Origin of the sequence: Microbispora sp. ZYX-F-249 (assembly GCF_039649665.1) — a bacterium.
In the GTDB taxonomy this organism is placed as follows: domain Bacteria; phylum Actinomycetota; class Actinomycetes; order Streptosporangiales; family Streptosporangiaceae; genus Microbispora; species Microbispora maris.
The window spans coordinates 229,176-241,807 of sequence record NZ_JBDJAW010000008.1 but is presented as its reverse complement, the minus strand read 5'-3'; the positions used below and the strand labels follow the sequence as shown (position 1 = coordinate 241,807).

Sequence of the window (12,632 nt, the reverse complement as noted above, 5' to 3'; positions counted from 1 at the left end):
TCCCGGTGGGGTGGCCCTTCCGCATATCCGCACCCCCTCCTCCCTGTTCCCCTGTTCCCCTTCGCGGGGTTCCCCGGCAGGGGGTGTGGGGCGTGGGTCTGGGTGGGTGTGGGTCTGAGTGTGTGGGTGTGGGTTTTCAGCCCCGGCCGATGACGGCCGGGGCTTTCGCATTTCCGGGGGCAGACGACGTCCGGCGACGTCCAGGGCCAGTAAAGCCACTAGAGCCACTAGGGCCACTAGGGCCGGTAAGGGCGGTAGGGCCGGCGTGGTGGGCCCGGCCGAGGGGCCGGCCCGAGGCCCGGGATGCTGGGCGCCAGCGTGAGGGGAGCGGAGCGGGCGGGAGGGAGGACCGCAGCGAAGGCCCAGCGGAGCGGGCTTCGCGAGGACCGGACCTTCCGGCCGGCGCAGTGACCAACCCCCACCCACACCCCCCCGAGTTCCCCACGCCCCAACTCCCGAGTCCCAGCCCCCCTCGTGCCCCCACGCACACCCCCAGCCCCCCGCCCGATCGCGGTCCCGCGGATCAGCGGCCCTGCATCCCTCACGCTCTCCTCGACCCGCGTCTCACGCCCCTCGTGCGGCCTACTGCCTTGTGAAAGGGCGGGTGTGGGTTCCCGTACGCTGAGGGTCGTGGAATATCGAGCCGTCGAGCAAGCGATCATGGCACGGGGAGTGGAGTGGGATTTCAGCCCCACTCTTGACCGGATCAACGCGCTGATGGAGATCCTCGGCGATCCCCAGAACTCGTACAAGGTCGTTCACATCGCGGGCACCAACGGGAAGACGAGCACCGCGCGGATGGTCGAGGCTCTCCTGCGCGAGCGTAACCTGCGGGTTGGCCGTTATACGAGCCCTCATCTGCAGTCGATGCGTGAGCGGATCGTGATCGACGGCGAGCCCCTGTCGGAGGAGCGGTTCGCCGAGGTGTACGCGGACATCGCCCCCTACCTGGAGATGATCGACGCCAAGGTGGGCAGGCTGAGTTTCTTCGAGGTGCTGACGGGGATGGCGTACGCGGCGTTCGCGGACGCTCCGGTGGACGTCGCGGTGATCGAGACCGGGATGGGCGGCACCTGGGACGCGACGAATGTCGCGGACGGGACTGTCGCGGTCGTCACGCCGATCTCGCTCGATCACACCGACTACCTGGGACCGGACGTCGCGACCATCGCCGGTGAGAAGGCCGGCATCATCAAGCCCAAGGCGACGGCCGTGCTGGCGCAGCAGCCGTTGCCCGCCGCCGAGGTGCTGATGAGGCGCGCGGCGGAGGCCGGCGCGGTGGTGGCCCGCGAGGGGCTGGAGTTCGGCGTGCTGCATCGCGAGCTGGCCATGGGCGGCCAGATGCTCCAGCTCAAGGGCCTGAAGGGTGTGTACGAGGAGGTGTTCCTGCCGCTGTACGGCGGACACCAGGCGGGCAACGCGGCCGGCGCCCTGGCTGCCGTGGAGGCGTTGACGGCCGGTGACGACCCGCTCGGTGAGGAGGTCGTACGGCAGGCGTTCGCCCAGGTGAAGAGCCCTGGGCGGCTGGAGGTCGTGCGGCGTGGCCCGACCGTCCTGGTCGACGCGGCGCACAATCCCGCGGGCATGGAGGCGACGGTCGAGGCCATGACCGAGGCGTTCGGGTTCACCCGGCTCGTCGCGGTGGTGGCCGTGATGGCGGACAAGGATGTGGACACGATCCTGGACCTGCTCGAACCGGTTGCAGAGGAGATCGTGGTCACCCGCAACTCCTCCTCGCGGTCGCTGAGCCCGGACGACCTGGCGGCCCGCGCGGAGGCGGTCTTCGGCCCGGATCGCGTCCACGTGGAGGACCGGCTCGACGACGCCATCGACACGGGCGTCGCACTGGCGGATCAGGGCGACGAGTTCGGCTCCGGCGTCCTCATCACCGGTTCGGTCGTGACCGCGGGAGACGCGCGCATCCTCCTCAAGGTGGCGAAATGAGCAGCGGCGTGTTCGAGGTCACCCCGGGCATGCGCCGGCTCTGCGCGAGCGTCCTCGGGATGCAGGCGATCGTCGTGGCGCTCATCAGCCCGGTCGCGATCACCATCAATCACGTCTCCGCACCGCTCGCGCTGACCGTCGGGCTCGGGCTCGCCGTCCTGTGCGTGGTGGTCGTCGGCATGCTGAAACGCCCATCCGCCTATATCGCGGGCACTGTGCTCGAAGTCCTGACGATCGCCACAGGATTCCTCGTCCCGGTCATGTTCTTCCTCGGGGTGATCTTCGCTGCCCTGTGGATAACTGCCATCTTCGTCGCTCGCCGTGTCGAAGGGACGACGAAGCGCTAAAGTCGGCAACCATGGCCGTCCCTCCCGTACCGCAGGCTCGGACCGCCGCGCCGGTCCGTGCCGTGCGCGTCCCTCTGCTGGTCGACGTCGTCATCGGGCTGCTCACCCTGGTGGCCCTCCCTCTGGCGCTCGTCGCCATTCCGAACACGATCTCCGTCGTGGCGGCGCTGCTGCCGCCGGGCGTGTCGCAGGTCGACATGATCCGCGCGCACGGGCTGGCGCTGCCCGCCATGCTGGTGACCGTGCCGCTCGCCGCGGTCGCGGTACGCAGGTTCCGCGCGGCGCCGATCCTCGTCGCGGGGCTCACCCTGCTCGCGCTCGCCGACGTCGCCGGGGGGTACACCGGCACCGTCGCGCTGGTCGGCGTGCTGCGCGTGCTGCACGGGGTCGGCGCGGGCATGCTCGTGCCGGCCACGCTGGTCGCGGCCGCCGAGCGTTCCCGGCGCCGGGTGCTGCTGCCGATCTGGGCGGGCGCGCTCGCCGCCTCGTTGCTGACGGCCCAGGCGCTCGCCCTGTGGGCGATCCGCGACGTGACCTCGTGGCAGGTCACCCTCCAGCCGTACCCGCTGCTCACCGGAGTGGCGCTGGCCCTCGCCGCGGCGTACCTGGTGCTCTGGATGATCTCCGGTGACGGCGGGACCCGGACCGAGGGGGAGATCCTGCCCGCGAGCCGGCCGACGTCGGCCGAGCGCGGGCGGCTCGCGCTCGCGATCGTGCCGGCGGCGGCCATCGCGGTGCTGGGCGTGGGGATCACCTTCGACTGGCCGCCGCGCCTGGTCGTCATCGCCGCGGCGCTGGCCGTCGTGGCGATGCTGGGCCTCGCGGCGCTCGGCACGTTCGAGGGGCAGGGCGGCCGTACGCTCGCCTTCGTCAACGTCGCGGTCGGGCTGGTGGTGCTGCCGACGGCCGCGCAGATGACCTACATCGAGCTCGGCGGCCCACTGGGCGGTCCCGGCCTCAAGGGCCTGTGGGTGCCGTTCCTGGTGGCCGCGCTGACCGCGCTCGTGGCCGCCGTCCTCGCAGGCCGGGTGCCGGACGCGTTCACGGAGCGGATGACGGCCCTCGGTCTCGCGGCCGTCGTCGCGGGACTGTGCGCGACCTGGCTGCTGGTCCCGGCGCCGTCCGGCACGCCGCTGGTGGTGCCGTTCGTGCTGCTGGCCGGGGGGTCGGCGGTCGCGTTGGTCGGCGCGTTCCGCACGGCGGGTCTGGGCTCGGCGATGCTGGGCCTGTCGCTGTGTTTCCCGGCCGTGCTCGCGGGCTTCCTGCTGGGCACCGGCATCCAGGTGAACCGGCTGCGTGAGGCGGCCGAGACCGCGCGAGGCAACGGGAACGCCCTGGTCGAGGGGTTCATCGGCGCGCTGCACATGTGGGCGCAGATCGGCGGTTTCGTCGTGGTCGGAGTGATCGTGCTCTCCGCCGTCCTGACCCGGAGGGCCGCCGCCGCGCCGGGAGACGGCCAGGTGGTGATCCCCGCGCCGACGCCGTCCCCGGAGGAGGACGACGGCGCCCCCGGGGACGCGGGGCCCGCCCGCTGACGACGCCGGCCGAGCTCGCCGGTCGACCTCGCCGGTTGACCCGCCGCGCCGTCGACACCCGGCCTCGCCCGATCGGAGCGGCGTTCGCGGACCGGTAAGCTGCCGTTGCGTACAGAACTCCCCAGTTGGAGTTCCAGATGCTTGACGGGTGCGCCCGCGACCTGGACGGGTCACCATACGGCGAGCACGACGCCACGTGAGCCTCAGCAACGACCTTAGGAGAACAGACCGTGTCCGAGCGCACGCTTGTCCTGATCAAGCCCGACGGGGTCCGTCGCGGTCTCATCGGGGACGTCATCGGCCGCATCGAGCGCAAGGGCCTCAAGATCGTGGCGATGGACCTGCGCACGCTCGACGCCGAGACGGCCAAGGCCCACTACGCCGAGCACTCCGAGCGCCCGTTCTTCGGCGAGCTGGTGGAGTTCATCACCGGCGGCCCGCTGGTCGCGATGGTGCTCGAGGGCCCCCGGGCCGTCGAGGCGTTCCGCGCCCTGGCCGGCCTGACCGACCCGGTGAAGTCCGCGCCCGGCACCATCCGCGGCGACCACGCCCTGGAGATCGGCGAGAACGTCGTCCACGGCTCCGATTCGCCGGAGTCCGCCGCCCGGGAAATCAAGATTTTCTTTCCGGACCGTTTCTAGCCCTTGCCCCACGAGAGGCCCCGGTTTAAACCGGGGCCTCTCGTGTTTTTCCAGGTGGTGACCGAGCTTAGGCGGGGGGACGCCGGTTTTTCCGGGGGCTTGAGAGCGCGATGTGCCCAGTGATGAGCACGTGCCGTTACGATTCGAATGCGATGCGTCATCCCGCACACCCGCTGAACCCGGTAACCGCTAACCACCTGAAGGAAGGCTTCCTTCCGCATGGGCAGCAAGCTGACATTCCTGGGCCGTGACATGGCTGTCGACCTTGGCACGGCGAACACTCTCGTCTACGTCCGAGGACGCGGCATCGTCCTGAACGAGCCGTCCGTCGTCGCCATCAACGTCACGACTGGAAAGATCGTGGCAGTTGGAATAGAAGCGAAGCGGATGATCGGGCGGACGCCCGGAAACATCGTCGCGATCCGTCCCCTGAGGGACGGTGTCATCGCGGATTTCGATGTGACCGAGCGGATGCTGCGGTACTTCATCCAGAAGATCCACAAACGCCGTCACTTCGTGCGTCCGCGCATCATCGTGGCCGTGCCGAGTGGCATCACCGCGGTTGAGCAACGCGCGGTGAAGGAAGCGGGCTATCAGGCAGGGGCCCGCCGCGTGTACATCATCGAGGAGCCGATGGCGGCCGCGATCGGCGCCGGCCTGCCGGTCCACGAGCCGACCGGGAACATGGTCGTCGACATCGGCGGCGGCACCACCGAGGTGGCCATCATCTCGATGGGTGGCATCGTGACCAGCCAGTCGATCCGCGTCGGGGGGGACGAACTCGACCAGGCGGTCATCGCCTTCGCGAAGAAGGAGTACTCCCTGATGCTCGGGGAGCGCACGGCGGAGGAGGTCAAGATCGCCGTGGGGTCCGCGTGCGTCACGGGGGAGGACTTCCACGCCGAGGTGCGCGGCCGCGACCTGGTCAGCGGCCTGCCGAAGACGGTCGTCATCAGCGCCGAGGAGATCCGCCGGTCGATCGCCGAGCCGGTCAACGCGGTCGTGGACGCGGTGAAGTCGACGCTGGACAAGTGCCCGCCGGAGCTCTCCGGCGACCTCATGGACCGGGGCATCGCCGTGACCGGGGGTGGCGCCCTGCTGCGCGGCATGGTCGACCGGTTGCGCGAGGAGACCGGCATGCCGGTCCATCTGGCCGAGAACGCGCTCGACTCGGTCGCGCTCGGCTCCGGGCGGTGCGTGGAGGACTTTGAAGCCCTCCAGCAGGTGCTCGTGCCGGAGCCCCGCAACTAAGGAGCGTCATGAGAGACACCCGCCGCGCCCGTCTGATTCTCGGACTCCTCCTCGCCGTGGCGCTGATCCTCATCACCGTGGATCACCGGGCCGGGAACGACCACGTCCTCGGCCCGGTGCGCGGCTTCGTGGGCACCGTGTTCGGGAAGGCCGAACGCGTCGGCGCCGCCGTGACCCGCCCGATCACCGGGTTCGTCGGCATGCTGCGCGACGCGCCCTCGGCCAGGCGCGTCATCACCGACCTCCGCAAGGAGAACGCGCGGCTGCGGGACGAGGTGTCGGCGCAGCGGCTCGACCGGGCGCGGGCCGAGAAGCTGGACCGCATGCTCGGGCTGGCGGGGCTCGGCCGCTACCGCGTCGTCGGGGCTCAGGTCGTCGCGCGGCGTACGGTGGCGGGTTTCGAGGACACGGTCGAGATCGACGCCGGCACCGGCGACGGGATCCGGCCCGACATGACGGTGCTGAGCGACGTGGGGCTGGTCGGCCGCATCGTGCATGCGGGCCCGGTCAGCTCGACCGTGGCCCTGCTGACCGACCCGGCCCTTTCGGCGGGGGCGCGCCTGGAAGGCGGCAACGAGCTCGGCGTCGTGAGCGGCCTCGGCGAGGCGGGCGGAGGCGGCAACCTCGTCAGGTTCCGCCTGCTCGACTCCACCGTGCCGATCGGGGTGGGCCGCCGGATCGTCTCGTTCGGTTCGCAGCAGAGCAGGCCGTACGTGCCGGGGGTGCCGATCGGCGTGGTCGAGCGGGTGGACAACACGCCGGGTGAGGTCACCAGGACGGCCTACGCGCGGCCCTTCACCGACTTCTCCTCACTGGACGTCGTCGGCGTGGTGGTCGCGGCGCCGAAGCGCGATCCGCGTGACGCGGTGCTGCCGCCGAAGCCGCAGCCGCCGAAGCCGGCGCGCGAGGACCGGCAGCGGCGCGGCGACGACGGCCGCGGGCAGGGGCGCGCGTCACTGGAGGCCGAGTGGGGGCTCGGCGACCGGGGCCGCGGCACGGGCGAGGCCCGGCCCGGGGCGGCACAGGACCGGCGCGCCCGGCACGGTACGCAGGCCGTGGACGGGGAGGTGCGGGAGCCGGCCGTACAGGAGCCGCGCGCGGGGCGGGAGACGGGCCCCGCCGCCACGGCGCCCCGGCACGTGCCCCGGGAGCACGACGGCGCCGTGGCGGACGACGGCCGCGGCGGGAGGAACTGAACGATGGCCCGCAACCTCATCGCCGCGCTGTTGCTCTTCGTCGCTTTGGTGCTGCAGGTCAGCGTGGTGAACCGGCTGCTGTTCTCGTGGGCGCCGGACCTGGTGCTCCTGACGGTCGCCGCACTCGCCACCAGGCGCGGGCCCGTGCCCGGTGCGGTGATCGGCTTCTGCGGAGGGCTCGCCTACGACCTGCTGCCACCCTCCAACCACACCCTGGGCCAGTACGCGCTGGTCCTGTGCTTCCTGGGCTACGCGGCCGGCCGTGTGGGAGAGCGCCTGCCGCTGCCCGCGGTGGCGGCGTGCGCCGTGATCGCGCCCGGCATGGTGGCCGGTCTGGGCGCGCTGCTCGGCGCCCCGGGGATCACGTGGCCGGTGCTGGCCACGGCCTGGCCCCGGGCCGCGATCTGCAATCTCGTGGCCGCTCCACTGGTGCTCCGGGCGGTCAAGGTCATGCACGGCGGCCACCGGAGGCGCGCGGGCGGTGGCGAGCTCGTGCCGAGCTGGAGACGGGGGACGGCATGACACGTTTGCGGGGGCGCCTGCTCGTCCTGCAGGTGCTGGTCATCGCCATGATCGTGGTGCTCGTCGTCCGGCTGTGGCAGGTCCAGGTGGTGCAGGGGTCGCGGTTCGTCACGGTCGCGACGGAGACGCGCACCCGCGAGGTGCGGGTCCCCGCCCTGCGGGGGGCGATCCTCGACTCCGCCGGCCGCCCGCTCGTGCGTAACCGCACGACGCTGGTGGTATCCGTGGACCGCGGCCGGCTGGAGCGGATGCCGGACGGCGGCGATGGCGTGCTCCGTCGCCTGTCCGCCGTGCTGAAGGTGCCGCTGTCGAAGCTGAAGCAGGAGATCCGGGCATGCGGGCCCGGCGTCAGCCGTCCGTGCTGGCCCGGCTCGCCGTACACGCCGATTCCGGTGGCCAACAACGTCAACCCGCGCGCGGCGCTGCAGATCCTGGAACGCCAGGAGGACTTCCCGGGTGTCACGGCCGACATCCAGGCGATCCGCGACTATCCGAACGGCAAGGACGCCGCCCAGCTCCTCGGCTACCTGCAGCCGGTCACGCAGAGCGAGCTGGAGAAGCGGGAGGGTCTCAAGGCCAACTACTCGGGTGTCGACCTCACCGGCCGCGACGGGCTGGAGCGGACCTACGACTCGGCCCTGCGCGGCGCGCCCGGCCTGCGCAACGTCCAGGTCGACCGGATGGGCAAGGTCATCACGGTCAACCAGCAGTCCGACCCGGTCCCCGGCGACATCCTGGTGACCAGCATCGACGCCAACGTGCAGCGTGTCGTCGAGAAGTCGCTCGACCAGGCCATGCAGGAGGTGCCGAACTCCGACGGCGCCGCCGGTGTGGTGCTCGACGTGAAGACCGGCCGCGTGATCGCGATGGCCAGCCGGCCGACGTACGACCCCAAGGTCTGGACGGGCGGCATCGCGGAGAAGGACTACCGGCGGCTGTTGTCGGACAAGTCGGGCAAGCCGCTGGTGTCGCGGGCGATCGCCGGCGAGTACGCCCCGGGCTCGACTTTCAAGATCAGCTCGGCATCGGCGATGGTCGCGGACGGTCAGCCGCTGCACGGCACCTACCAGTGCCCGGGCGCCTACACCGTCGAGGGCCGGTCGTACCCGAACGCGGGTGGCATGAGTCTCGGCGCGATCTCGCTGCACGAGGCGCTGGTCAAGTCGTGCGACACCGTGTTCTACCGGGCCGGGTACGAAGAGTGGCTGCGCGACGGCGGCAAGACGCCCAAGTCCAAGGTCAAGGAGCCGATGCCGAACATGGCCAAGGCCTACGGCTTCGGCCGCCGTACGGGCATCGACCTGCCGGGCGAGTCCGCGGGGCGCATCCCCACCCGAGGGTGGAAGCGCGACCTGTGGAACTCCACCAAGGACGAGATGTGCAGGCGGGCCAAGACCGGCTATCCGGAGATGAAGGACCAGAGCCGGGCCTCGTTCGCCAAGCGGCTGGCCCACGAGAACTGCGTGGAGGGCGCGATCTTCCACGCGTACGAGGCGGTCAACCTTTCGATCGGCCAGGGCGACGTGCTCGTCACCCCCCTCCAGCTCGCCCGGGCGTACGCCGCGCTGCTCGGCGACGGCAACGTGCGCAGCCCGCGGATCGGCTGGGCGCTGATGCGTCCGGACGGCACGCTGAAGCAGGAGATCCCGGTCCCGGTCGAGGGACACCTGCCGGTCAACGACGAGACGCGCGAGTACATCCGCAAGGCGCTCAGCGAGGTGCCCTCGGACGGCACGGCGGCGGGCGCGTTCCGCGGCTTCCCGTTCAACATCGTCAAGATCGGCGGCAAGACCGGTACGGCCGAGGTCTACGGCAAGGAGGACACGTCGTGGTTCGCGTCCTTCGCGCCCGCGGACAATCCGCGGCTCGTCACCGTGGTCATGGTCGCGCAGGGCGGCTTCGGCGCCTCGACCGCCGCGCCCGCCGTGCGGCGCATCTGGGAGGGCATCTTCGGCCTGAGCAAGGGGGACAACGGCAAGCCGGTCAAGCCGGCGCTTCCGGACGGCAAACCGGTGACGCGGCTGCCGGCCATCAGCCGCGACAACACGCAGTGAGGCGGGCCTGCCATGACTGAGGCCATCGGAATACGGCGGAGGTCGTTCGCGAGCCGGGTCGTCGGGCGGGGATCGGTCGTCTGGCGGATGGACTGGCTGCTGTTCGGGGCGGTGGTCGCGCTCAGCGCGGTCGGCACGCTGCTGGTGTGGTCGGCCACCCGCACCTGGTCGTCGATCGAGCCGACGGGCATGGCCAAGAAGCACGTGCTCAACCTGCTCATCGGTCTGGCGCTCTACAGCGCGATCGCGGTGACCGACTACCGCTGGCTGCGCACGTACGCGCCGGTCCTGTACGGCATCGCCGTCATCGGGCTGATCCTGGTCATCAGCCCGATGGGATCGACGATCAACGGCCACCACTCGTGGATCCTGCTGGGCGGGGGCTTCGCCCTGCAGCCGGCCGAGCTGATGAAGCCGGCGCTGGTGGTGATACTGGCGCGGCTGCTGGCCCCGACGTCGGAGAAAGGCAAGAAGACCAAGGACCGGCCGAGGGCCGCCGGTCTCGCGCTGTCCCTCGCGGCGGCGGGCGCCGCGGCGGCGCTGGTCATGCTGCAGCCCGACCTCGGCACCACCATGGTGCTGATGGCGACGACCGGCGCGATCATCGTCTTCTCCGGGATACGCAAGCGCTGGGTCGTGGCCGGGGTGCTGCTCACGGGCCTCGCGGCGGTGGCGGTGTGGTCGCTGGGGCTGCTCAAGCCGTACCAGGTGGCCCGGTTCACCGCGCTCATCGACCCGTCCAGCGACCCGCGCGGCGTGGGCTACAACAGCACGCAGGCGCTGGTGGCGATCGGGTCGGGCGAGGTGTTCGGCAAGGGCCTGTTCCACGGCGGCCAGACCACGGGCCGGTTCGTGCCCGAGCAGCACACCGACTTCATCTTCACCGTCGCGGGCGAGGAGCTCGGCTTCGTCGGGTCGGTCACCGTGGTCGCCCTGCTCGGCGTGGTGCTGCTGCGCGGCGCGCGGATCGCCCGGATGTGCGGCGACCGGTTCAGCGCGCTCGTCTCGGGCGGCATCGTCGCGTGGCTGGCCTTCCAGACGCTCGTCAACGTCGGCATGACGATCGGCATCATGCCGATCACCGGCGTGCCGCTGCCGTTCGTCTCCTACGGCGGCACCGCGACGTTCGCGAACATGACGGCGATCGCCATCCTGCAGGCGATCCATCTGAGATCGCGACCGGTCTGACGTGTGCCGCGGTCCCCGCGTCGCCGCATGAGAGCCGTCCGCAGGGTGCCGGTTCCCGGCTCTCACTGGTGCCCGCACGGCGCGGCGAACATCATGAGAACGGAACAGGTTCGGGGGCTGAACGAACCCTTACGGAGGAACTGTGACTCCGGACGACGAGGCGCGGGAACGCCAGCGCGCCCTTGACCTGCTGCGCACGGCCTTCCCCGACTACCGGATCGTGTACGGCGGCGGGAGGTGGGCCGCCGCGGCCGCGGGCGACCCGCCGACGGTGTGGTTCGCCGAGACGCCGGCGAGCCTGTGCGGCCAGCTCTTCACGGCCCAGCTGCGCGGCGGCGGCACCATCACTCCTGTCCGCCCGGTGGAGAGGGACTCGCAGTGCGCGAGGTGACCGGTTCGTGACACGTACGGCGTTAGCGTGCGGGTGTCACCACTGGGAGAGCCGATGACGACACCCTCACGCGGCGGGGACCGGTCCGCCATCCAGATCGCCGGCGGCATCCGCGAGCGCACCCTCGCCGCCCTCGGGGAGCCGCCGACGACCGCGGTCCTCCACCAGATCGCCGACGAGATCCACCTGTGCTGCCCGCGGCTGACCCGCTTCAAGTGCCTGCGCCTGGCGTACGGGTGGACGGTGGAGGAGGCGATCGAGCGCTTCCACGCGATGTGCGACCGCGAGCAGATCAAGCGCAGGGGACTGACCGAGCGGTCCTGGCGGGAGTGGGAGGCCGGGGCGCGGCCCGACCGCGACTACACCGACCTGCTGTGCCGGCTGTTCGAGACGGGCCCGGTGCAGCTCGGGTTCGCCAGGGACTACACGCCGCCGGAGATGCGCGGCCCCGAGACCTGGCGGCGGCGTACCGCGCCCGACCTGATCAGCGCCGCCGCCCGCGAGGCGAGCGAGCACGCCGAGCGGGTGGAGACGAGCGAGATCGGCGACAGCGCACTGGAACGGCTGCGCACGCAGGTGATCTGGCTGTCCCGCCGGTACGTCTGGGAGGCGCCCCTGCCGCTGTTCGTGGAGATGCGGGCGCTGCAGGAGCAGACCCGCCGGGCGCTGGAGCGGCGCGTCCACCCGGCCCAGGCCGGCGAGCTGTTCTTCCTGGCCGGGACGCTGTGCGGGCTGATGGCCAACGCGAGCATGGACATGGGCCGCCGGGTGCCCGCCGACGACCTCGCCCGCGCGGCGTGGACGTACGGCAGGATCGCCGGGCACCGGGCCCTCATGGGCTGGGCCCGCGGCATGCAGGCGTCGGTCGCGCTGTGGGACCGGCGGTACGAGGACGCGGCGGGCTACGCCGCGGACGGTCTCACCCATCTGCACCGGGGCCAGGGCGGCGCGCGGCTGCACATGCTGCGGGCGCGGGCGGGTGCGATGCTCGGCCGGACCCGCGAAGCGGAGGACGACCTGCTCAAGGCGGCGGACGCCCGCGAGGCGGGCACCGGGGACGAGCTGCACGACGGGTTCGCCGGGGAGTTCGCCTTCCGGCCCGCCAAGCACGCCTACTACACGGCGGTCACGCACCTGCACCTCGGACAGGCGGGCCGGGCGATCGAGCAGGCCCGCGCCGCGCTCGGCCTGTACGCGCGGGAGGACCGCCAGAACCGGTCGTACGGCTGCGAGGCGATGGCCGGGGCGCACCTGGCCGTCGCCCACCTGATGGAGGACGACCCCGGCGGGGCCGAGCAGGCCCTGACGCCGCTGCTGGCCCTGCCGCCGGAGCGCAGGATCGACAGCCTGGCCGAGACGCTCCAGGTCACCAGGCCGATGGTGCGGGGCGAGCTGGCGGAGCGGCTGGAGGCGTTCTGCGCGACCGGCCTGCCCCAGTCGGCCGCCCGGGCGCTGCCCGAGGCCGCGTCCGGGACACCGTCCGGGGCACCGGGCGGCGAGGGGGATCCGCGATGAGCGAGCGGAGCGAGCGAATCAATAGACACGGCGTAGTTCGCGCATGCG

The 12,632-nt window shown here is 71.7% G+C and carries 11 protein-coding genes; all 11 read left to right on the top strand.

Going from position 1 to position 12,632, the window contains the following annotated elements; all coding sequences use genetic code 11:
- Nucleotides 1–660: 660 nt before the first annotated feature.
- Entirely contained in the window at nt 661–1,944 is a 1,284-nt protein-coding gene (locus tag AAH991_RS13225) for a bifunctional folylpolyglutamate synthase/dihydrofolate synthase (RefSeq protein WP_346226080.1), read from the top strand.
- Nucleotides 1,941–2,291 carry a DUF4233 domain-containing protein gene (locus AAH991_RS13220; protein WP_182907843.1) on the top strand — a complete coding sequence of 117 codons (351 nt, stop codon included), beginning with the start codon at nt 1,941–1,943 and terminating at the stop codon, nt 2,289–2,291. Before AAH991_RS13225 ends, AAH991_RS13220 begins: the two co-directional genes overlap by 4 nt.
- Nucleotides 2,292–2,302: 11 nt before the next feature.
- On the top strand, nt 2,303–3,826 hold the full coding sequence (locus AAH991_RS13215) for a hypothetical protein (protein ID WP_346226073.1): 1,524 nt from the start codon (nt 2,303–2,305) through the stop codon (nt 3,824–3,826).
- A gap of 230 nt (nt 3,827–4,056) precedes the next feature.
- Complete coding sequence (gene ndk, locus AAH991_RS13210) at nt 4,057–4,467, top strand: nucleoside-diphosphate kinase (RefSeq protein WP_030505860.1); 411 nt, start codon at nt 4,057–4,059, stop codon at nt 4,465–4,467.
- Nucleotides 4,468–4,686: 219 nt separating this feature from the next.
- Complete coding sequence (locus AAH991_RS13205) at nt 4,687–5,718, top strand: rod shape-determining protein (RefSeq protein ID WP_169984810.1); 1,032 nt, start codon at nt 4,687–4,689, stop codon at nt 5,716–5,718.
- Nucleotides 5,719–5,726: 8 nt separating this feature from the next.
- Nucleotides 5,727–6,914, top strand: coding sequence for a rod shape-determining protein MreC (gene mreC, locus AAH991_RS13200; protein WP_346226072.1), 1,188 nt, complete (start codon nt 5,727–5,729; stop codon nt 6,912–6,914).
- A gap of 3 nt (nt 6,915–6,917) precedes the next feature.
- Nucleotides 6,918–7,436, top strand: a complete 519-nt coding sequence (mreD, locus tag AAH991_RS13195; protein ID WP_346226071.1) for a rod shape-determining protein MreD — start codon at nt 6,918–6,920, stop codon at nt 7,434–7,436.
- Nucleotides 7,433–9,490 (top strand): penicillin-binding protein 2, encoded by a 2,058-nt coding sequence (mrdA, locus tag AAH991_RS13190; RefSeq protein WP_346226070.1) that lies wholly within the window; start codon nt 7,433–7,435, stop codon nt 9,488–9,490. The genes mreD and mrdA overlap by 4 nt, the downstream gene beginning before the upstream one ends.
- A 12-nt stretch (nt 9,491–9,502) precedes the next feature.
- Nucleotides 9,503–10,678, top strand: coding sequence for a rod shape-determining protein RodA (rodA, locus tag AAH991_RS13185; protein ID WP_346226069.1), 1,176 nt, complete (start codon nt 9,503–9,505; stop codon nt 10,676–10,678).
- Nucleotides 10,679–10,820: 142 nt separating this feature from the next.
- On the top strand, nt 10,821–11,069 hold the full coding sequence (locus AAH991_RS13180; protein WP_346226068.1) for a hypothetical protein: 249 nt from the start codon (nt 10,821–10,823) through the stop codon (nt 11,067–11,069).
- Nucleotides 11,070–11,123: 54 nt separating this feature from the next.
- The gene (locus AAH991_RS13175; protein ID WP_346226067.1) at nt 11,124–12,584 is read left to right on the top strand and encodes an NsdA family TPR-like regulatory protein; all 1,461 of its coding nucleotides are present in this window, start codon (nt 11,124–11,126) and stop codon (nt 12,582–12,584) included.
- The last annotated feature ends 48 nt before the right edge of the window (nt 12,585–12,632 follow it).

What these genes read in the sequence shown, in the direction of transcription:
- AAH991_RS13220 (WP_182907843.1), top strand. Translation starts at nt 1,941, where the DNA reads ATGAGCAGCGGCGTGTTCGAGGTCACCCCGGGCATGCGCCGGCTCTGC.
- AAH991_RS13215 (WP_346226073.1), top strand. Translation starts at nt 2,303, where the DNA reads ATGGCCGTCCCTCCCGTACCGCAGGCTCGGACCGCCGCGCCGGTCCGT.
- AAH991_RS13175 (WP_346226067.1), top strand. Translation starts at nt 11,124, where the DNA reads ATGACGACACCCTCACGCGGCGGGGACCGGTCCGCCATCCAGATCGCC.
- mrdA (WP_346226070.1), top strand. Translation starts at nt 7,433, where the DNA reads ATGACACGTTTGCGGGGGCGCCTGCTCGTCCTGCAGGTGCTGGTCATC.
- AAH991_RS13225 (WP_346226080.1), top strand. Translation starts at nt 661, where the DNA reads ATGGCACGGGGAGTGGAGTGGGATTTCAGCCCCACTCTTGACCGGATC.
- AAH991_RS13205 (WP_169984810.1), top strand. Translation starts at nt 4,687, where the DNA reads ATGGGCAGCAAGCTGACATTCCTGGGCCGTGACATGGCTGTCGACCTT.
- rodA (WP_346226069.1), top strand. Translation starts at nt 9,503, where the DNA reads ATGACTGAGGCCATCGGAATACGGCGGAGGTCGTTCGCGAGCCGGGTC.
- mreD (WP_346226071.1), top strand. Translation starts at nt 6,918, where the DNA reads ATGGCCCGCAACCTCATCGCCGCGCTGTTGCTCTTCGTCGCTTTGGTG.
- mreC (WP_346226072.1), top strand. Translation starts at nt 5,727, where the DNA reads ATGAGAGACACCCGCCGCGCCCGTCTGATTCTCGGACTCCTCCTCGCC.